Source organism: Jiangella alba, assembly GCF_900106035.1.
Classification (GTDB): Bacteria; Actinomycetota; Actinomycetes; order Jiangellales; family Jiangellaceae; genus Jiangella; species Jiangella alba.
The window spans coordinates 1,171,514-1,191,143 of record NZ_FNUC01000004.1 but is presented as its reverse complement, the minus strand read 5'-3'; the positions used below and the strand labels follow the sequence as shown (position 1 = coordinate 1,191,143).

The 19,630-nt window shown below is 68.7% G+C and carries 21 protein-coding genes and 2 tRNA genes; 13 read left to right on the top strand and 10 right to left on the bottom strand.

From position 1 onward, the window contains the following. Positions 1-4 precede the first annotated feature (4 nt). The 9 genes from BLV02_RS23365 to BLV02_RS23325 all read left to right on the top strand — a co-directional run bounded on the left by BLV02_RS23365 (position 5) and on the right by BLV02_RS23325 (position 8,305). The gene (locus BLV02_RS23365) at positions 5-625 is read left to right on the top strand and encodes a DciA family protein (RefSeq protein ID WP_083288242.1); all 621 of its coding nucleotides are present in this window, start codon (positions 5-7) and stop codon (positions 623-625) included. A 252-nt stretch (positions 626-877) separates the two neighbouring features. After that, positions 878-2,884 carry a DNA topoisomerase (ATP-hydrolyzing) subunit B gene (gene gyrB, locus BLV02_RS23360; protein WP_069109380.1) on the top strand — a complete coding sequence of 669 codons (2,007 nt, stop codon included), beginning with the start codon at positions 878-880 and terminating at the stop codon, positions 2,882-2,884. Between the two features lie 181 nt (positions 2,885-3,065). Beyond that, positions 3,066-5,537 (top strand): DNA gyrase subunit A, encoded by a 2,472-nt coding sequence (gene gyrA, locus BLV02_RS23355; protein ID WP_141711402.1) that lies wholly within the window; start codon positions 3,066-3,068, stop codon positions 5,535-5,537. Then, a complete protein-coding gene (locus tag BLV02_RS23350) occupies positions 5,534-6,595 on the top strand; it encodes a DUF3566 domain-containing protein (RefSeq protein ID WP_083288244.1) in 1,062 nt (353 codons plus the stop codon). The genes gyrA and BLV02_RS23350 overlap by 4 nt, the downstream gene beginning before the upstream one ends. A gap of 87 nt (positions 6,596-6,682) precedes the next feature. Continuing rightward, positions 6,683-6,756: transfer RNA gene (locus BLV02_RS23345), tRNA-Ile, on the top strand. A 152-nt stretch (positions 6,757-6,908) separates the two neighbouring features. After that, the gene (locus BLV02_RS23340; protein WP_216093984.1) at positions 6,909-7,256 is read left to right on the top strand and encodes a hypothetical protein; all 348 of its coding nucleotides are present in this window, start codon (positions 6,909-6,911) and stop codon (positions 7,254-7,256) included. A 56-nt stretch (positions 7,257-7,312) separates the two neighbouring features. After that, a complete protein-coding gene (locus BLV02_RS23335; RefSeq protein WP_069109382.1) occupies positions 7,313-7,843 on the top strand; it encodes a DUF305 domain-containing protein in 531 nt (176 codons plus the stop codon). An 85-nt stretch (positions 7,844-7,928) separates the two neighbouring features. Continuing rightward, on the top strand, positions 7,929-8,069 hold the full coding sequence (locus BLV02_RS36715; RefSeq protein WP_169790490.1) for a DLW-39 family protein: 141 nt from the start codon (positions 7,929-7,931) through the stop codon (positions 8,067-8,069). 160 nt (positions 8,070-8,229) lie between these two features. After that, a tRNA-Ala gene (locus BLV02_RS23325) sits at positions 8,230-8,305 on the top strand. 76 nt (positions 8,306-8,381) lie between these two features. Here BLV02_RS23325 and BLV02_RS23320 read toward each other — a convergent pair. From BLV02_RS23320 to BLV02_RS23290, 9 genes are all read right to left on the bottom strand, one after another. Continuing rightward, positions 8,382-9,503, bottom strand: coding sequence for a tyrosine-type recombinase/integrase (locus BLV02_RS23320; RefSeq protein ID WP_069109626.1), 1,122 nt, complete (start codon positions 9,501-9,503; stop codon positions 8,382-8,384). After that, positions 9,503-9,718, bottom strand: coding sequence for a helix-turn-helix domain-containing protein (locus BLV02_RS23315; protein ID WP_069109384.1), 216 nt, complete (start codon positions 9,716-9,718; stop codon positions 9,503-9,505). The genes BLV02_RS23320 and BLV02_RS23315 overlap by 1 nt, the downstream gene beginning before the upstream one ends. An 84-nt stretch (positions 9,719-9,802) precedes the next feature. Beyond that, on the bottom strand, positions 9,803-11,221 hold the full coding sequence (locus BLV02_RS23310; RefSeq protein ID WP_069109385.1) for a replication initiator: 1,419 nt from the start codon (positions 11,219-11,221) through the stop codon (positions 9,803-9,805). 145 nt (positions 11,222-11,366) lie between these two features. Next, complete coding sequence (locus BLV02_RS23305; protein WP_069109386.1) at positions 11,367-12,860, bottom strand: hypothetical protein; 1,494 nt, start codon at positions 12,858-12,860, stop codon at positions 11,367-11,369. Then, positions 12,857-13,069: a hypothetical protein gene (locus BLV02_RS35865; protein WP_141711377.1), complete on the bottom strand. Its 213-nt coding sequence runs from the start codon at positions 13,067-13,069 to the stop codon at positions 12,857-12,859. The genes BLV02_RS23305 and BLV02_RS35865 overlap by 4 nt, the downstream gene beginning before the upstream one ends. A 3-nt stretch (positions 13,070-13,072) precedes the next feature. Beyond that, positions 13,073-13,225 carry a hypothetical protein gene (locus BLV02_RS36710; protein ID WP_171906637.1) on the bottom strand — a complete coding sequence of 51 codons (153 nt, stop codon included), beginning with the start codon at positions 13,223-13,225 and terminating at the stop codon, positions 13,073-13,075. A gap of 197 nt (positions 13,226-13,422) precedes the next feature. Then, a complete protein-coding gene (locus tag BLV02_RS23300) occupies positions 13,423-13,659 on the bottom strand; it encodes a hypothetical protein (RefSeq protein WP_141711378.1) in 237 nt (78 codons plus the stop codon). 325 nt (positions 13,660-13,984) lie between these two features. Continuing rightward, complete coding sequence (locus tag BLV02_RS23295; RefSeq protein ID WP_141711379.1) at positions 13,985-14,221, bottom strand: hypothetical protein; 237 nt, start codon at positions 14,219-14,221, stop codon at positions 13,985-13,987. After that, the gene (locus BLV02_RS23290; RefSeq protein ID WP_069109389.1) at positions 14,221-14,655 is read right to left on the bottom strand and encodes a hypothetical protein; all 435 of its coding nucleotides are present in this window, start codon (positions 14,653-14,655) and stop codon (positions 14,221-14,223) included. Before BLV02_RS23290 ends, BLV02_RS23295 begins: the two co-directional genes overlap by 1 nt. A 120-nt stretch (positions 14,656-14,775) precedes the next feature. Between BLV02_RS23290 and BLV02_RS23285 the strand changes: the two genes are divergently transcribed. Continuing rightward, positions 14,776-15,618 (top strand): GntR family transcriptional regulator, encoded by an 843-nt coding sequence (locus tag BLV02_RS23285; RefSeq protein WP_171906638.1) that lies wholly within the window; start codon positions 14,776-14,778, stop codon positions 15,616-15,618. A 53-nt stretch (positions 15,619-15,671) separates the two neighbouring features. Further along, positions 15,672-16,349 carry an HAD family hydrolase gene (locus BLV02_RS23280; RefSeq protein ID WP_069109628.1) on the top strand — a complete coding sequence of 226 codons (678 nt, stop codon included), beginning with the start codon at positions 15,672-15,674 and terminating at the stop codon, positions 16,347-16,349. Here the strand turns inward: BLV02_RS23280 and BLV02_RS23275 are convergent. Continuing rightward, the gene (locus BLV02_RS23275) at positions 16,346-16,723 is read right to left on the bottom strand and encodes a hypothetical protein (RefSeq protein WP_069109390.1); all 378 of its coding nucleotides are present in this window, start codon (positions 16,721-16,723) and stop codon (positions 16,346-16,348) included. The genes BLV02_RS23280 and BLV02_RS23275 overlap by 4 nt on opposite strands. Before the next feature lie 128 nt (positions 16,724-16,851). Here BLV02_RS23275 and BLV02_RS23270 point away from each other — a divergent pair, with 128 nt between their 5' ends. Both BLV02_RS23270 and BLV02_RS23265 read left to right on the top strand, forming a co-directional pair. Further along, complete coding sequence (locus tag BLV02_RS23270; protein ID WP_069109391.1) at positions 16,852-18,030, top strand: XRE family transcriptional regulator; 1,179 nt, start codon at positions 16,852-16,854, stop codon at positions 18,028-18,030. Next, entirely contained in the window at positions 18,027-18,518 is a 492-nt protein-coding gene (locus BLV02_RS23265; RefSeq protein ID WP_074946623.1) for a DUF4411 family protein, read from the top strand. The genes BLV02_RS23270 and BLV02_RS23265 overlap by 4 nt, the downstream gene beginning before the upstream one ends. Positions 18,519-19,630: the final 1,112 nt, after the last annotated feature.

Sequence of the window (19,630 nt, the reverse complement as noted above, 5' to 3'; positions counted from 1 at the left end):
GCCGATGAGTGACAGCGACGATGTCACCGTTCCGAGGCCTGACGTCGACCTGCCGGCGCCGGCCACCGAACCCGTCGGGCCCGCCGACGGTTTCACGTGGAACCCGGACGGCGAGGAGCTGGCGAAGGCGCTGCTCGCGCGGGCGAAGGTGGCGGGCCGCACGGGCCGTCGCGCACCGTCGCGCAAGTCCGGCGACGGCGGGAGCGGCGGGCGCACCTGGCGCCGTCGCCGTGCCCCGGGCGCCGGCTGGAGCGGACCCGGCTCCGACGACCGCGACCCACAGGCCGTGGGCTCGGCCGTCGACCGGTTGATCGGCGAGCACGGCTGGGCCGAGGACATCGCCGTGCACGGCGCCGTCGCCCGCTGGGACCACGTCGTCGGGCCCGAGGTCGCGGCGCACGTCCAGCCTGAGCACTACGAGGACGGCGTGCTGACCGTCCGCGCCGACTCCACCGCGTGGGCGACGCAGGTCAGGCTGTTCGCGGCCGAGCTGGTCCGCCGGTTCAACGCCGAGATCGGCGACGGCTCTGTCACCAGGGTCGACGTGCGCGGACCGCAGGCGCCGAGCTGGCGGCGCGGACCCCGGAGCGTGCCCGGGCGCGGCCCGCGCGATACGTACGGCTGACCGAATTCGGCCGATCCGCTCCGCGGCGCCAGACGGCCCCCAGCGACGCCGAGGCGCCCGGTGTGGGTATGGGGACACATGCGAGGCGATCTACGCGGCTCCACGGGGCATTCAGGGCCGCAGAACGCGCATTCTCGCGTCGGCACAAGGTAGAATGGGGGCGTCCATCCAGGCCGCACGGTCTCCTGGGCCTCTCAAGCGGCCTGAGGGAGGCGTGGTGCGGCCTGATCCCTGGCAGGAGGTCCCCCGCTCGTGACGGACACTACGTCCTACGACGCCAGCGCCATCACCGTACTCGAAGGTCTCGAAGCGGTCCGTAAACGCCCTGGTATGTACATCGGCTCCACCGGCGAGCGAGGTCTGCACCACCTGGTCTACGAGGTCGTCGACAACTCCGTCGACGAGGCCTTGGCGGGCTACTGCGACCACATCGACATCACGCTGCTCCCGGGCGACGGCGTCCGTGTGGTCGACAACGGCCGCGGCATCCCCGTCGACCTGCACCCGGTCGAGAAGCGGCCGGCGGTCGAGGTCGTCATGACGGTCCTGCACGCGGGCGGCAAGTTCGGCGGTAGCGGCTACAAGGTCTCCGGTGGCCTGCACGGCGTCGGCGTCTCCGTCGTCAACGCGCTCTCCACGAAGGTCGACGTCGAGATCCACCGCGACGGCTACCGGTGGACGCAGTCGTACACGTACGGCGTCCCTGATGCCCCGCTGGAGCGGCATGAGACGTCGGAGCGCACCGGCAACTCGACGACGTTCTACGCGAGCTCGGACATCTTCGAGACCACCACGTACGACTTCGAGACGCTGTCCACCCGGCTGCGTGAGATGGCCTTCCTCAACAAGGGCCTCACCATCGTGCTGCGCGACGAGCGTCCCACCGAGCCCGACGCCGGCGCCGAGGACGACGTCGACGCCGACTCCGAGGCTCCGGACGGTCCGCGCGAGGTCCGGTACCGCTACGACGACGGCCTGGTCGACTACGTCAACCACCTCAACACCTCGAAGACGCCGATCCACCCCACCGTCATCTCCTGGGAGGCCGAGTCGACCGACGTCGACGGCCAGCCGATGAGCCTGGAACTGGCGCTGCAGTGGAACGACCAGTTCACCGAGTCGGTGCACACGTTCGCCAACACCATCAACACCCATGAGGGCGGCACGCACGAAGAGGGCTTCCGCGCCGCGCTGACCACGCTGGTCAACCGGTTCGCCCGCGACTGGGGCGTGCTGAAGGAGAAGGACGCCAACCTCACCGGCGACGACGTTCGCGAGGGCCTCACCGCCATCATCAGCATCAAGATCGCCGAGCCGCAGTTCGAGGGGCAGACGAAGACCAAGCTCGGCAACACCGAGGCCAAGGGGTTCGTCCAGCGCATCGTCAACGAGCAGCTGGGCGCCTGGTTCGAGCAGAACCCAGCCGAGGGCAAGCTCATCGCGCGCAAGGCGCAGAGCGCGGCCATCGCCCGCGTCGCCGCCCGTAAGGCACGCGACGCCGCCCGCAGCCGCAAGGGCCTCATGGGCGGCGGTGGCCTACCGGGCAAGCTGGCCGACTGCCAGTCGACCAACCCCGAGGAGTGCGAGCTCTTCATCGTCGAGGGCGACTCCGCCGGCGGCCCGGCCAAGCAGGGCCGCGACCCGAAGGTGCAGGCCATCCTCCCGATCCGGGGCAAGATCCTCAACGTCGAGAAGGCGCGCATCGACAAGATTCTGCAGAACCAGGAGGTCCAGGCGATCATCAACGCCCTGGGCACCGGGGTGCACGAGGAGTTCGACCTCAACCGCCTGCGCTATCACAAGATCGTGCTGATGGCCGACGCCGACGTCGACGGCAAGCACATCCAGACCTTGTTGCTCACCCTGCTGTTCCGGTTCATGAAGCCGGTCGTCGAGCACGGCCACGTGTTCCTCGCCCAGCCGCCTCTGTACAAGATCAAGTGGGGCGGCCGCGACGCCCACCCCGAGTACGCGTACTCCGACCGCGAACGGAACGCGCTCATCCAGGCCGGCCAGGAGGCCGGCAAGCGGCTGCCGAAGGACGAGGGCATCCAGCGCTACAAGGGTCTGGGCGAGATGAACGACGACGAGCTGTGGGAGACCACCATGGACCCCGAGCAGCGGCTGCTGCTGCAGGTCACGCTCGACGACGCCGCTCAGGCCGACGAGGTCTTCAGCACCCTGATGGGCGAGGACGTCGAGAGCCGGCGCAAGTTCATCCAGCGCAACGCCCGCGACGTCCGCTTCCTGGACATCTAGTCGCGCCGGACATGAAACACAACGGGGACGAAGACAACCGTGGGCCTGTCTCGCGCGTCATATCTGACGTGTGGCCGGCAGGTCGCACCTGGAGGAACCACTCGTGACCAACGACACCACCACGGCCGGCGACGCGTTCGGACCCGGGGGACGGATCGAGCCCGTCGATCTGCAGGTCGAGATGCAGCGCAGCTATCTCGACTACGCGATGACGGTCATCGTCTCCCGGGCGCTGCCCGACGTCCGTGACGGTCTCAAGCCGGTGCACCGCCGCGTCCTGTACGCGATGTTCGACGGCGGCTACCGGCCCGATCGCGGTTTCTCCAAGTGCTCCCGCGTCGTCGGCGACGTCATGGGCAACTACCACCCGCACGGCGACACCGCCATCTACGACACCCTGGTCCGGCTGGGCCAGTGGTGGTCGATGCGGTATCCGCTGGTGCAGGGGCAGGGCAACTTCGGGTCGCGCGGCGACGACCGCCAGGCGGCCATGCGTTACACCGAGTGCCGCATGGCGCCGCTGGCCATGGAGATGGTCCGCGACATCGAAGAAGAGACCGTCGACTTCTCCCCCAACTACGACAGCCGCGGCGCCGAGCCCGACGTGCTGCCGGCCCGGTTCCCGAACCTCCTGGTCAACGGCTCCGGTGGCATCGCCGTCGGCATGGCCACGAACATCCCGCCGCACAACCTGCGCGAGGTCGCGTCGGGTGTCGACTGGTACCTCGACCACCCCGAGGCGTCGAACGAGGAGCTGCTGACCGCGCTGCTCGAGCGCGTCAAGGGCCCCGACTTCCCGACCAGCGCGCTGATCGTCGGCACCAACGGCATCGAGCAGGCGTACCGCACCGGGCGCGGCTCGGTGACCATGCGCGCCGTCGTCGAGGTCGAGGAAGACAGCCGCGGCCGCACCTGCCTCGTCATCTCCGAGCTGCCGTACCAGGTCAACCCCGACGCGCTGATCCGCAAGATCGCCGAGCTGGCCGACACCGGCCGGGTGCCGGGCATCGCCGACCTCAAGGACGACTCGTCGTCGCGCACCGGCATGCGCATCGTCGTCGTGCTCAAGCGCGACGCCGTCGCCACCGTCGTCCGCAACAACCTCTACAAGCACACCCAGCTGCAGGACAACTTCGGCTGCAACATGGTGGCGCTGGTCGACGGCGTGCCGCGTACGTTGTCGCTCGACGCGTTCGTCCGCCACTGGGTCACGCACCAGGTCGAGGTCATCCGCCGGCGCACCGAGTTCCGGCTGCGCAAGAAGCGCGAGCGCCTGCACATCGTCCTGGGGCTGCTCAAGGCCATCGACGCGATCGACGAGGTCATCGCACTGATCCGCCGCTCGCAGGACGTCGAAGAGGCGCGCACCGGCCTCATGCAGCTGCTCGAGATCGACGAGATCCAGGCCACGGCCATCCTCGACATGCAGCTGCGCCGGCTGACCGCGCTGTCGCGCGACGAGCTGCAGAACGAGCACGACGTGCTGGTCGCCGACATCGCCGAGCTGCAGGCCATCCTCGAGTCCGACGAGCGCAAGCGGACCATCATCCGCGAGGAGCTGGCCGAGATCGTCGAGAAGTACGGCGACGAGCGACGAAGCCGCATCGTCCCGGCCGAGGGCGACCTCACCGCCGAGGACCTCATCCCCGAAGAGCCGGTGGTCGTCACGATCACCCGCGGCGGGTACGCCAAGCGCACCAAGGCCGACCTCTACCGCCTGCAGAAGCGCGGCGGCAAGGGCGTGCGCGGCGCGCAGCTGCGCGAGGACGATGTCGTCGACCAGTTCTTCGTCACCACGACGCACCACTGGATCCTGTTCTTCACCAACCGCGGCCGGGTCTACCGCGCCAAGGCGTACGAGCTGCCCGAGCTGGCCCGCGACGCCAAGGGCCAGCACGTCGCGAACCTGCTGGCGTTCCAGCCCGACGAGAAGATCGCCCGGGTGCTGACGCTCAAGGACTACGAGCAGGCGCCGTACCTCGTGCTGGCCACGAAGCACGGCATGGTGAAGAAGACCAAGCTCACCGAGTACGACTCCAACCGCTCCGGCGGCGTCATCGCGGTGCTGTTCCGCGAAGAGGACGACGAACTGATCGGCGCCGAGCTGGTCAGCGCCGACGACGACATCCTGCTGGTGTCGCGCAAGGCGCAGGCCATCCGGTTCACGGCCACCGACGACCAGCTGCGGCCGATGGGCCGGGCCACCGGCGGCGTCGTCGGCATGAAGTTCCGCGACGGCGATGAACTACTCTCGATGTCCGTTGTGCGTGATGGAACCGACTCGTACGTCTTTACCGTCACAGATGGTGGATTCGCCAAACGAACCGTCGTCGAGGAATATCGTGTTCAGGGACGCGGGGGTTTGGGTATCAAGGCGATGAAGATCCATGAAGACCGAGGCTCTCTCGTGGGTGCCCTGGTCGTCGGCGACGGCGACGAGGTACTCGCCATCCGGGCATCCGGAGGGGTGACGCGTAGTCCAGTGGCGGGTGTTCCCGCCAAGGGTCGTGACACCATGGGGGTCAAGTACGTTGCGCTCGGTGGCGACGATGTGGTCGTCGCCATCGCGCACAGTGCCGAGGAAGACTCGGTGGAGGAGGCCGTCGAGGACGCGGCGGACTCCGAGATCGACGCGGAGGGTGATGGCTCGTGACGAGCAGCGGCGCGACCGGGCGTCCAGGGTCCGACCAGGACGCGCGTAAGAAGAACGCGCCTCCTGCGGACCGGCAGGACCAGCAGGCCAACGGCGCGAAGCCCGGGGCACCCGGTGACAACGGGTCCCCCAACGGGCAGCGCGACGCCGACCCCGCGGTCGACAACCGCCGGCAGCAGGGTGGCGGGCAGCAGCCGCGCGGCGCTGCCGCCGCTCGCGTCGCCACGCGCAACCGCTCCCGCGAGGACACCACGCCGCGCTCCGTCGGCGACGCCACGCAGAACCCGTGGTCCCGGCCGGCCGAGCAGCCCGCGCAGAACGGCGGCCCGCAGAACGGCGGTCCCCAGAACGGCAACGGCCAGCGTGGCGGGCAGCCGCAGGGCAACGGCAAGCGGCCCACCGGGCCGAGCTCGCCCAACGGTGGCCCGGCCGCCACGCCGAACGGGCCGGTGCCGCCGCCGTCGCTGGTGGCCAAGCAGAACGCCGCCGCTCCGGCGGCGTTTCCGGCTGCTCCCGGCACGCCGCCCGGCCCCGTCCCGGCCGCGCCCGTGCCGCCGTCCGACCTCGCCGCCGACACCCAGGCCAGCCTCGAGGCGGTTCCGCCGGCCACGCCGCGCACGTCCGGCTCGGCCAAGTCGGCCGCCTCCGCCGCCACGTCGCGGTCCACCAGCTCGCGCCGTCCCGGCCGGGTCCGCAAGGCCCGTCTGCGCCTGCTGCGGGTCGACCCCTGGTCGGTCATGAAGACGGCGTTCCTGCTGTCGGTGGCGCTCGGCATCACCATGTTCGTCGCGGTCGCCGTGCTCTGGTCCGTCCTCGACGCCGCCGGCGTGTTCAGCTCGATCGACGAGATCGTCACCGACATGACGGCCTCCGACAGCAACTCCGGCATCGACATCAACCAGTACGTCGAGCTGTCCCGGGTGCTCGGCTTCACCACCCTCATCGCGGTGGTCGACGTCGTGCTGCTGACGGCGCTGGCCACGCTGGGCGCGTTCCTGTACAACCTCTCCGCCAGCCTGCTCGGCGGCCTCGAGCTGACCCTCGCCGAGGACGACTGATCCGGCGCTCGCGGCGGCGGTCAGCCGGTTTGGGTTGGCCGCCGACGGTGAGGTACGCTGGCGCGGCGCACTCGGTGCGAGATTCCCGGGCCTATAGCTCAGACGGTTAGAGCGCTTCCCTGATAAGGAAGAGGTCACAGGTTCAAGTCCTGTTAGGCCCACCCACTTCAGAGCCCCTATCGACTACCGCGGTAGGGGCTTTCTCGTGCCCTCATCACCCACTCGCCGTGGTGGATCGGCATGCCGTAGCGCCCACGGTCTGGTGGGTCGCGGCGGGTCCGCCGTCCGGGGCGTCCCGGTAGGCTCGGTGGCCGTGAGGACGGTGTCGCGGCTGCTGGTGCTGGCCGCGCTGCTGCTCGGCCTCGTGGCCATGCACCACGTCGCCGGCGCCGGTCATACCGACGGGCGCGAGGCCACGGCGGCCGCCGCCCACGCCGAGCACGAGCCGTCGCCGTCGGGGCATGGGCTCGCGCACCTGTGCCTGGCCGTGCTGACGGCGGCCGCGCTGGTGCTGGCCGGCCGGCTGCGAGCGGCTCGGCTCCCCGACGTCGTGGGGCGGCCCCGCGACGCGTTCGTGGCCGGGTGGACGCGTTGGGCGCGGCCGCCGCCGCGTCCGCACGGTGCCGCGCTGCTGACGTCCCTGTGCGTACAGCGGACGTGACGCCCGGGGCGTCGCCCCAGGCCACCGTCCACGCACCCCTGAAGGGACCACTTCCCATGCACCGCAGGCGCCTCGCCCTGCCCGCCCTCGCCCTCGTCGTCCTGGCCGGCTGCGGCTCGTCCGGCGACGACGAGGAGTTCACCCCCGCCGACGTCGACTTCGCCCGGCAGATGATTCCGCACCACGCCCAGGCCGTCGAGATGGCCGCCATGCTGCCGGCCGACGGCGTCAGTCCGGAGCTGGTCGAGCTGGCCGCCGCCATCGCCGGCGCCCAGCAGCCGGAGATCGACCAGATGACCGCGATGCTCGACCGCTGGGGCTTCGTACCGCCACCGCTGGAGGGCGGTCACGCGCACGAGATGGCCGGAATGCTCACCGAGGACGACCTCGCCGCGCTGGGCGCCGCCACCGGCGCCGAGTTCGAGCGGATGTGGCTGACCATGATGATCGAGCACCACGAGGGCGCCGTCGACATGGCCGAGACCCAGCTCGACGACGGCATCGATCCCGAGGCACGCGAGCTGGCCGAGGAGATCGTCGACGCGCAGCAGGCCGAGATCATGCGGATGGAGCGCATGCTGGAGTGACGTGATTCCGATGTCGCCCTGCTGCCGCCGGGATCTCTGCGTTAACCTCACACGAGAGTCGACCACCGTCTGGAGGCGGACCATCGTGTTCAACAAGAAGATCCTGTTCGGAGCGGTCGTGGCTGTGGTGGGGTACCTCGGCTACCGCCGTTACCAGTCCGGACGGGCCGAGCAGGACCTGTGGGCTGAGGCTACGGATCCGATCCCGCCCGCCGACCCGCGCTGACCCACCCACCGACGGCCACGTGAGCCCTCGCCCGTTCGCGGCGAGGTCTGCGTGGCCGCCCGGGTTCGGGCATGAATTCGCTGTACAACGCGGTGACGCGCTATGGTTGCTGGCGCGGTCCGGCCCTGCGCCCTCGGTGCGGTGGCCGCTCCGCACCAGCGGGGACGTAGCTCAATTGGCAGAGCACCGCCTTTGCAAGGCGGGGGTTAGGGGTTCGATTCCCCTCGTCTCCACCAGCGCAAACACCACCAGCAGCCCTCGTCGAGCGGCACGACATGCCACGAACGTGCCACAGTCCCCCGGTTTCGCCGGTCACGAGGCCACCCCCGGAAGCTTCATCTTCCCGCCGATGTGGACGTTCAGGCCGTCCGCGATCTCACGGTCGCGGCCCTTGGCGGCGTGCTGGTAGATGACGGCGGCACGGGTGCTGGTGTGGCCCATCCGTTCCATCAGCTCCCGAAGGTTCGCGCCAGCCGCAGCGGCCAAGGTGTTGCCGGTGTGCCGGAGGTCGTGGAAGTGAACGTCTGTCAGCCCTGCCGCCGTCAGCGCCTTGACCCACAGGCGGCGGAAGTTCTGCCGACGCACGTAGCCACCCTTGGGACCGACGAACACGCGACCGTTGCGGTCAGGCTCGGAGTAGGTGTCCAGGTGCCAGCGCAGCGACGGGATCAGATCCGTGGGGATGCCGACTTTGCGCACGCCTGCGTCGGACTTGGGCGCTTTGATGATCAGTTCGCCGGTGTCCAGCTCAGCTTGCGCACGACGGACGTGCACCCAGCCGCCCACGAGGTCGATGTCGCGTCGGCGCAGCGCGGCCAGCTCCCCGAGGCGCAACGTCGTGAACGCGGCGAGCAGGACCATCACCTGGTAGCGCTGGTCGATCTTTGACATGACGGCCTCGACCTCATCGACGCTCAGCACCTCCCGCTCCGGGCTGCGATCATCCCCAGCACCCTTGATCTTGCACGGGTTGCGGCGGATGCGCTCGTCGTCGACGGCAGTCGTCATGATCGCCCGCAGCACTCGGTATGCCTTGGCAACCGTGGGCCACGGCGTACCAGCCGCCAGCAGCCCCGAGTGCCAGATCCGCACAACCTCCGGGGTGATCTCCTTCAGCGGCTTGCCGCCCAGCGTGGGGCAGACATGGAGCCGAAACGCGCCCTCGTACCGCTCGTGCGTCCTCCGGGCGAGGTCGGAACGTTGGGCGAGCCAAGCCGTTCCGTAGTCGCGGAGGGTGACCTTGCCTGCCTCCGGGTCGATCCAGTCCCCACGGGCCATCGATGCCTGGACATCGGCTAGGAACAGCTCAGCATCGCCCTTGCGGTCGAACGGTTGCGGCCCGTTGATCATCTGCCCGTCACGGTCGCGGTAGCGGGCTTGGTACTTCCCGGACGGCAGCTTGCGGATGCTGCCGAAGGAGCGGCGGCGCGGCATCAGGCTGCCCGCCGCGACCAACCGGGCGTCAGTGGCTCGACGGTCCCAGCAGCGATGAAGGCCGCGAGCACCGAGGCCGGGATACGCACGTGGCGGCCGACCCGAACGAAGCGGATGCGGCGCTCGGCGATGAGGCGGCGAGGGAAGCGGACGGTGGTGCCGAGTACTTCGGCGGCCTCATCGACAGTGAGCAGTCGGTCTGCCTGCACAGACATGATGTCCTCCAAGGTTGAGGGCCGGAAGATTTCCTGTGGGAGCAGCTGGCCAGCGGGCGAATCCGGCAGCCGCGGTCGAAGGATTTACTGCGCGCGTCGGATGCGGGTCAGGGTGTGGGTGCGGACGGCGTTGGCGGCGTCGAAGTCGGTGAGGTAGCCGCGTCCGGCGTAGGTCCAGGAGCCGAGGGTGATGACGGCGTCGACCTGGTCGTCGGTGGCGGGGTCGAGGTCGAGCACGTCCCGCACGACGGCATCGGGCTCGAGGTGGGCGCGGCGGCGTCGCCAGGTGCGGCGGGCGGCGCGGCGGGACCCGAAGGTGACGGAGTAGGCGCGGCTCTTGGTGATGGGGTGGCCCCGGTAGCCGAGCGTCGCGAGGCGGCGGGCGATGGGCCGGTAGTCCTCGTGAACGGTGACGAGGCGTGCGGCGGCGGCGATGATCCGGCAGGCGTGGTCGGTGGCCCCGGCGTGGCGGGCATCACTGGCGGAGCGGACGCGGCCGGTGGTGGGCAGCCCGAACTCCTCCGTGGACTTGGTCAGGTACTTGGACAGGTACGCGCCGACCATCTCCGGGTGTGCCGGACCCTCGCTGTCGTCGCGGCCAGCGCCGTGGGTGATGGTGCGGGTGTCGAGCTGGGCACCCCACCGCAACCGCAGCGTGCCGCCGTCAGGTGTCGCGGCGTCGGCGTAGACGTGGTCGGCGGCGGCGCGGACAGCGGCGGTGATGTCGGCGGCGCTCAGGTCGAGCAGTGGCGGTGTGTCGGGTCCGGCCGGGCCGTCGAGGCGGATGACGGCGTGGAAGTGCACCGCTCCCCTGGCCTGGAACTCGGTCACCTTCGTGTAGGAGAGCCGGGCGAGATCGCGGAAGTCCTTGACCGTCATGCCGACCGCGCGGGCGAGCTGGCGGCGAAGGGCGATCGTGGTCCGGCGCCAGAGTTCGGGCGCGTGCCACTGCCAAATCACGTGGGCGGTGTAGTCGTAGCAGTCCCGGCACAGCGGCTGCCCGACGAACCGGTCGTCGTCGGTGTGGCGGCGGGTGCACGAAAGCGGTCGTCCGTGCGGGCACACGGGCCGGTCGCGGCGTGCCCGACACGGTGCCTTCTTACCGTGGCCCTTCTTACCGGTGGCGCGGTGGACGGGGCCGAAGCTGGGTGCGGTGAGGGTGACGAACACGCTGGGGTGGGTGCGCACCGACTCGGGAACGCCGAGGCCACCAGCAAGCCCGCACATGAGGATGTGCCAGGCGTCGCCCTTGTACTCCCGCGAGCAGGACGGGCAGACGGCCTCGCGCCGGTTCCCGCACCGGACGTAGGTGTGCCCGTCCGGTTCGTCGTCGGACGAGTAGGTGCCGACGACCTCACCCGTCGCGGCGTCGACATGCACCGACGAGCCTTGCAGCCGGATCGGGTTCGAGCACCCCCGGGTGGACTGCTCAGCGCGCGACACCGAGATGCGGGCGGCGAGCTGGTCCACGTCGAGGGCGTGCACCGTGGAGGTCGAGGTCATGCCGCGACCTGACTGTCGAGGTGGGTACCGTCGCACGGCCACTGCTGGCAGGCGGGGTCGCAGCAGATCACGTGCACACCGAGGCGAGCCAGGATGGGATCGAGGCGGTGACCGCAGCGGCGGCAGGTGAGCGAGGCGCGCCCGGTCATGCCGCCACATCGCTGTCGTCGTCCTGGTCGTCGCTGTCGGCCGGGGTGAGGCTGGGTGTGACGAGCGGCAGCAGTGTCCGGAGGTCGCGGCGGTGGTGGGCGGTGTCGGTGGCGATGCGTTCGGCGAGGTCTTCGGGGACGTAGGGGAAGCGGACGCGTTCGAGGTTGCCCTTGTCGTCCGCGACCACCGCGACGCCGGGTGTGAGTTCGCTGATCCCGGTGGGGGTGATGGTGGTGCCGTCGAGGGCGTCGTCTCCGAGGATGGAGACGGCGGCAGCGCGGGACTTGACCCGCCACGCGGTCCGGATCGACGTGTTGTCGCGGATGTGGGTCGGGAGGGTGTCGCCGGTCGGCTTCTGCGTCAACAACCGGGTCACCACGCCCGCGCTGCGGTACTTCTTCACCAGGCGGCCCATGAGCGCGGTGATCTCGTTGGCCAGCTCGCGTTGTGCCTTGTCGGTGATGGCGCGGGCCTCGGTCCAGGTCTGGACCTCATCGACGATGACGACCAGCCACGGATGTTCCGGCACGATGGGCAGGTTCCAGTAGTTCGAGTTGCCGCGACGTTCGCGCTGGGTCCGGACCCGGTGCTGAGCGACCCGCACCACGGTGGCGAGCGCGTCACGCACGACGGTGAAGTCCTCGTCATCGGCGATGTAGATCGAGGCACGGGGGGCGATCCAGGCCCAGTCCTGACCGCCCTTGCCGTCGATGACCACGAACTGGACGGCGGGGTTTTGCATCAGCCCGGCCACGAGGGAGGTTTCGCCGGCCGTCTTGCCGGAGCCGGGTAGGCCCCCGCCGACCTCGCCGGAGACGTTGGCGTAGGAGCGGTGCCGCCACATGCCGTCCTCCCCGACCGCGAACGGCACCCGCGTCAGGTCGAGCGACGGCGCAACGGTCGTCAGGGTGAGACCGTCTGCGAGCACGTCGCGGCGGGAGACGAGCAGCCGCACCCAGCCCGGTTTGGGCGAGGTGACGCGGACCTCGCGGGCGGATAGGGCGTGCGCGAGGTCTTCGGCGCGGCGGGTGAAGTCGTCGGGGATCTGCCCGGCCCGCAGCCGGACGTGGAGTTGGTCACCGGCCGGGACGGCACGCACCCGGACCAGGATCGGTGCCTCTTCGTCGCCTTTCGGGTTGGGTTTCTTCGTCAGCCCGCACGCCTGGCAGAGCCGACGCCAGCGCCACCGGTACAGCAGCGGGCCACGGATCGAGCCGAGCAGCCGGGACCGGATCGGCGCGAACGAGCGCGGGTGCAGCCGATGCCAGACGACGCCGAGCGCGACCGGGGCGACGGCGGCGGCGAGAAGCAGCGGCCCGTCAGCGACGGTCACAAGGACGGCCACTGTGACGATGGTGAGGGTCAGGATCAGGTGGCGGAACGGCCACCGGACGGTGGACCAGCCACGGTGGGCGGTGCCACGGATGTGGCGGCCGATCCAGCCGAGCGGGAGCGTCTTGGCGAGGGTGAGAGCGGTGTTGGGGTTCATCGGGACAGTCCTTCGTCGTCGAGCTGGGCGGCCACGGCGGCGCGCATGTTGGCCTCGAAGCGCTCCACGCGGGTGGTGCACCAGCAGTCCGGGCACAGCGTCCCGGCCCGGTACAGCGGCATCCCAGCGCCGTTGAGACGGCCGCCGCAGCGGTTGCAGTGCCGGGTGTGCAGACGCGGACGGCGCGTCCTGCCAAGCGGGGTGGGCATCGGTCACACCACCCGGTCGATGGTCTGGCGCGGGATCATCCGGCGGCAGTCGTCGCAGTACAGCAGCGCCGTCACCTTCGAGATCCACATCGGGTCCGTGACCTGGCGGCAGAACGAGCAGCCACCGTCACGGCGAGCATCAGCAGTCGTCGTCATGAGAGCCCTCCGGGCGGTCAGAGCCGGGACGGGTCGGGCAGACGCCACGGCGCGTCCTGATCGGGCAGACACTCCGGGCAGCGGGCATTACCCGCCACAGACCCGGCGTCGTTGAACACGAACCAACCGCCGGACTCACCGGAATCGAGCGTGGTCGCGCGGCACGAGTCACAGCACAAGACCCGGTAACCCACGGCTCACACCGCCCTCGACCTGCGCGCAGCCACAGCGCCGGTGAAGGCACCGCACTCGCTGCACTCGAAGCCGGGCACGTCGCCGTTGACGTCTCCGAGGTCGACCGGGTCGTGCATGGTCCGCGAACGGCACACCGGGCAGCGCAGCAGCGGGCGGTCAGCGGGCCGGAACCACCGGCTCATCGCGATCCCGCCTTCGAACGTCGAGGCGACTTCGCAGACTTGCGCGGCTTCGAGCACGAGGCGCACACCGTGCCGGGCTGGCGGGAGTAGTGATAGCCGCACGACGGGCACGCGAAGGTGTACAACGCGCCGTCCTTGCCGCCTGTGGCGACGGCACCGAACAGGACCGGGTCGCCGTTCACCGGGACCACAGCCCCAGAGCGGTGGCGGTCGTGCCAGCAACGGCGCTCAGGAACAGCAGCGCGGCCAGTACGAGCGGGACGGCCCACGAGGTTGGCCGAGCGGTACGGTTGAACATGCCTCTCCCCTCCTCATCAGGGGGTTGGAGATGGAAGCCGCCGGGGACCGAAGGTGTAGGAGCCAGTCCGGTCCCCGGCGGTGCTCATCGAGGGGCAACGGCCCCAGGAGTGCCCGCCTGGCTGGCGAGCTTCGTGGTGAGGGTGTCGGCGGCGACCATCGCGCAAGCGGCCAGCCGGTACAACACGCTCGGATCGAGCGTGACGAGCTGAACCGGCCCGGTGTTCAGGCCGTCGAGGGCCACGCCACAGTCGAGCGGGTCGACCGTCACCGACTCATCGACGTACAGCACGCCGCCGGACGGAGCGAGCGACCCGGCCATCACGCGGCCTGCTGGTCGGACGACTTCTCGCGGCGGCCGCTCTGGGAGCTGCCCGGAGCCTGGACGCCAGTCGCGCGGAAGCTGTACGCGATCCGGGGCCGACCACGGCTGTCGTCCACGTACGGCGTGACCGTCATGCCGGTGAACTCGACCGGCCGGTACGGGATCTTGTCCGAGATCGGGTCGGGCAGCGAGGGGCACACATCGGCCAGGATCTTGACCGTGATCGTCTCCTGACCCTTGCGGGCCTCGCCGTCGAGGTCGTCGACCCGGACCTGCCATACGCGCAGCTTGGTGACCTTGTCGATCTCCTGGACCCGGTTGTCCTTCGTGGACTGGTCGAAGTCGTCGACCTGGGTGACCTCACCACGCACCATCGCGCCATGCGGGAAGACCATGTCGTGGGTGACCGGGATACGTCCCTGCAGTGCCATCACTGCCTCCTTGGATGCCGGACTCCGCCATACGCGGCGTCACATGTCCAGGCTAGCTAGGCAGGTTAGGCAAGTCAAGGAAGTTGTCTAGGTTGGCTGGCTTGGCCGTATTCTTGAGCTATGGCACTCGATCCGGATGACTCGCGGCCGCCGTATATCCAGGTGGCAAACGCCCTGCGTGCGGCGATCCTGACTCGTAAGTACGGGCCGGGGGAGAAGCTGCCATCTGGGAGCAAGCTCGCTGAGACCTACGGTGTGGCGCGACAGACCGTCCAGAACGCGCTCGACATCCTGCGGGACGAGAGCCTGATCGTGTCGCGACAGGGAAGTGGCGTCTTCGTGCGTGAGCGCACGGAGAAGCCCGTCGGGCTGCGCCCACACCTTGAACAGGCATTTGAGGCCGACGCGGTGCGGGTCGACTTCGCGGGGTTCAGCGGCGAGACGCTGCACGGCGCGATGCAAGAGCCGCTGGACAAGATCCGCAGTGGTCGGCTGACTCCGCAGAATGTGGCGATCCGTCTCTTGGTGCCCGACACGACCTTGCCGTGGACGCTGCCGCGCCGCGTGGGCGAACCGGGGGACTTCGCGCCGATTCGAGAGCGCATGGCCGAGATTACCGACCGGCACGTTCGCTCGCTTGCGCATTCGGTGCACGAGCTGGCCGAGCTGGGCTTGGTCAAGAAGGCGAGTGTCGAGGTCAGAGTGCACGGCACGCCGCCGCCATTCAAGCTTTACATCATCAACGATGCGCAGGTGTTCTTCGGGTTCTATCCCGTCTATGAACACCAGCTCGCTATCGGTGACGAGACGACGGCGATCTACGATCTCGGCGGCAAGGACACGGTCCTGTTCCACCACGCACTCACCGATGACGATGAATCCACCGGATCGCAGTACGTCGAGCAAGCCCGACGTTGGTTCGAGAGCATCTGGACCACGGTCGGCATCGAGCCCGCGTCGTGATCGCGGAGCCGCAACGAGCACTTGCCGAGCTCATCTCGCGAACGAGCGTTCTCATGCTCGACTTCGACGGCCCGGTATGCAGTGTCTTCGCCGGCCTCCCAGCTCCCGGAATCGCCGAGCAACTGCGGAACACTCTTCGGCGCCTTGGCGTGCCCGTAACCGCCGAGCTGGAAGACGACGACGATCCGCTATCGATCTACCGCTACAGCACGAACGGCGGACCGGCGGTTGTCGCAGCGATCCATGACGCTCTCGTCGCCGCCGAGCTGCGGGCGGTCGAGACCGCAACGCCAACCCCAGGCGCAGTGGATGTGATCGACGCTGCACACGAACGAGGGCGACGCCTGGCGGTGGTCAGCAACAACGCCGCCGCAGCGGTCGCTACGTACTTGAGGCTGCACGGACTGACGGGACGGGTGGACTACATCGCGGCGCGGCGAACCCCTGAGCCGAGCCTGATGAAGCCGAGCCCTCACTACCTGATCGAGGCCGCTGCGACGCTTGATGTGTCCATCCGAACGTGTGCCCTAGTAGGCGACTCCGGTACCGATGCCGTGGCGGCGAAGCGCGCTGGCGCTTACGCGGTGGGCTATGCCAACAAGTCAGGCAAGGGCGAACAGCTTGTTGCGGCCGGAGCTGCGGTCGTGATCGACTCAATGACGACCTTGGCGACGGTCGTCCGGGAGGCGAGGGGGACGCCATATCTTCCCGGTTCGGTGGAGGACAACTAGCGCCCAGAGCTCCGCCGTTGCGCGCGCTGGAAGGAGGCCAGCGCGGCAGCGTCACGCACCGTCCGGCGCGCTGCGAACCGACCCTCGTCGACCCAGTGAGCGAGGTTCAGATCGTCCGTCTCGGTGCCCATTGCGCGGACCAGGAAGCCCGCAGCGATCAACGCGACACCGCCGTCATAGCGAGCTTTCACCGACCACACGCCCGCCATATGCCCGGCCGCTCGCATGAGGATGTCGACGCGGCCATCAGCGAGCGCACGCAACTCCGATGCGGCGGCATCCGGTGTGGCCCCGTCGAACGCGGCGCGTCGAGCTGTCGCGTCGAGCTGCGCGGCCAGGATCTTGTCAGGGTCAGATCTGCGTACTCGCGCCATAGAATTCAGTATCGAACTCCTGTTCGATAAACGCAAGTGAAGCCGTCGAGCGCGTCGAACAGGGCGACGCTCCTCGGATAAGATTAGGATCTGGGCTACCGGGTCTAGCCCACGTTGAGGGAGGTGCCGTGGCTGCCGTGCAGCGGATAGCGGTGAACCCTCGTGTACTCGCGTGGGCGCGTGAGACGGCCGGTCTCGACCTGGCGACCGCCGCCGCGAGGATCAACGTAAGGCCCGACCGGGTCGCCAGTTGGGAACGTGGTGATGCCGACCCCACCATCAACCAACTGCGCACGATGGCGGAGACCTATCACCGGCCGCTTGCCGCGCTGTTCATGAGTGAGCCGGTAGCCGATGAGCAGTTGCCGACCCTGCCAGACTTTAGAAGTTCCGAAACTCGCACCGAAGTTGCGCCCTCAGCGCTTCAAAAGGCGATCATGCGAGCGCACCGCCAGAGGGCCGCCCTGCGCGAGATCGCCGACGAACTCGAACTGCCGCCAGAGCGAACCGTGGCTGACTTCACCCTGTCACCGAGCGCGGACCCGGACACCTCAGCCGTCGCACTCCGGACTGCCCTCGGTATTGATCACATCCCGAAGGCGGTCGTGCTGCGCGCACAGGACTTCCTCCGACAATTGATCAGACGTGCCGAGAGCCTGAATGTGACGATCATCCAGGTCCAGCGGGTCGACACAAAAGTGATGCGGGGATTTTCACTCGCTGATGGGGCGTGCCCAGTTGTCGCGCTAAACGGGGCTGACTCGCCGAGAGGTAAGGCATTCACGCTCCTACATGAACTCGCGCACGTCGGTTTCCGTTCCAGCGGACTTTGCGACCTGCAGCAGGAAGGCGACGCGGAAGTGGAGCGCGCGTGTGACCGCGTGGCCGCATCAGTCCTTATGCCTCGCCCGACTTTCCTTAGTGTCCTAGGCGGTCTTCGAGGTTCGGCGCTGACCATCGATATCGCCCGCGCCCTAGGTAACGATTTTGGCGCCAGTGGCGAGGCTGCCGTCGTGAGGATGATTGACCTCGGACGCGCGAGCTGGGAGGACTACAGGAGACTCAAGCCGGAGTTCGAGGCGGCGTATCGGGCATATAAGGTCCAGGAGAAGGTAGAGCGCGCGGGGAAAGACTCGCCCATCTTTTATCAGCTTAAGGCGCGTGATCTCGGTCGGCGTTTCGTCCATCAGGTTCTTGAGGCCTACAACGACGACTTGCTAAGCTCGCGGGACCTAGCTCAACTCCTAGAAGTTACATACGACAAGGTTCCCAAGCTGGCGAGCGTCGTTGGGGAGGACCTGTCATGACGGCGGCTCCGAACCCTGTTATCTACTCCCTTGATACCAGCGGCCTTGTTGACGGAATTGAACGATACTACCCACCCGCAAATTTTCCTGGCCTATGGGAGCAAGTCGACGCACTTATAGCAGAGGGGCGCTTGCTTATGTCAGAAGAGGCCTGGAACGAGGCGATTTCTACGGACGCCCCGGTTAAGGAGTGGTGCAGCGATTCCAGTGCTGCCCGCGCAAGTTGTGTAAAAACTACCGATGCGGCTATCGCTGCAATTTCTGGGGCGATTGTGCAGCAATTTCCGAGTTGGGTTACACAGGGCAGGAAGAACGCCGCCGACCCATTCGTGATCGCGGTTGCCGAAGTGCACAGGTGTATGGTCATTTCCGGTGAGAAGAATGGCGGTCCGGGGACGCCGAAAATTCCCTATGTCTGCACACAGCGGAGTGTTAAGCACGGGCGATTTATCGACATCATCAAGAATGAAGGCTGGTCCTTCCACTAGTCGGCATGCCGATCCTGGAGCACCTGGGGCGGGCAGGCCAGGCCAGTCGACGCCACTCGGGGCCGGTTGGGGCGGCACAGATCCGAGCGTGGCGCACCGGTTCGGCCCAGTTGACATCCGTCCGACCTCGACCCGTTGACAACCGCCCAGCCAGCCAGAGCCGACAGCCCCAGCTCCCGTCAGTAGGCCGCGAGCGGCGCAATTATCACCACCTCACCCCGCCCCGGCCCGGTGACGCTGATGCGTGGTGAGAACTTTCTTTACTCCGTCAAGGCGGCGCGCTTCGCGCACCGCAGCCGCCCGCCCGGCACGCCGGGCGTGCGGCCTTCGGCCGTTCCGGGCGACCGGGCCGGGCGGCCAGCACGCAGACAGGCCGGTGACGAAGTGAGAACGTGTCTCACCTGTCACCGGCCTGGTGATCCAACAGCAGCCCGCCGGCCACTGTCCAGGATTAGGCGCTACTCACCAGCTCGCCGCCGTCGACCACGAGACGATATCGAGCCGGACAGCACCGCTGAGCCGAACCGATGCCCCGTCGAGCTGGGCGGTCCTCGTCCGGCGCCCTCATGTCGCGAGGACGCGGTCACGCCCCCACGAAGCGCGGCGCGTGGGGAGCCGACGCGCCAGGCCGCCGCTGGCTCGGGAGTTCCACGAGGCGTAAGCCCCGGCCTGCGCTCCCAAGTCCCCCGGAGCGTGTGGCCTCTTCATCACGCCCGTGGGGGCCTACCTTGACCCTAGGCACCAGATCGTGGCGCACCAGGGGGCCGATTTCGCCGCCACCGGACGAGCTGGGCGGTCCGGTCCCATCCCCCTCATGCCGCGATTGTCCGGCCTCCACTCCACGAGTCAAGGGCGGCCTTCGGCCGTCGCACGCGATGGCGCAAGCGCCACCCTTGACACGCTCCGCTCCGGCCTTGAGGCGGCAGTTATGAGGAGGACGGGGCGGAGTGAGGGAGGGGCAGCGGCGTGCCATGAACGTGCCACACTCGGCGGGAACCGAGGCGCGGAGTCGGTCAATCACGGTCAGGGCGAGCGCAACGACCAGGACCAGGAATACCCACAGGTCGGGGCTAGGCTGGCGACGCACCTTTGCAAGGCGGGGGTTAGGGGTT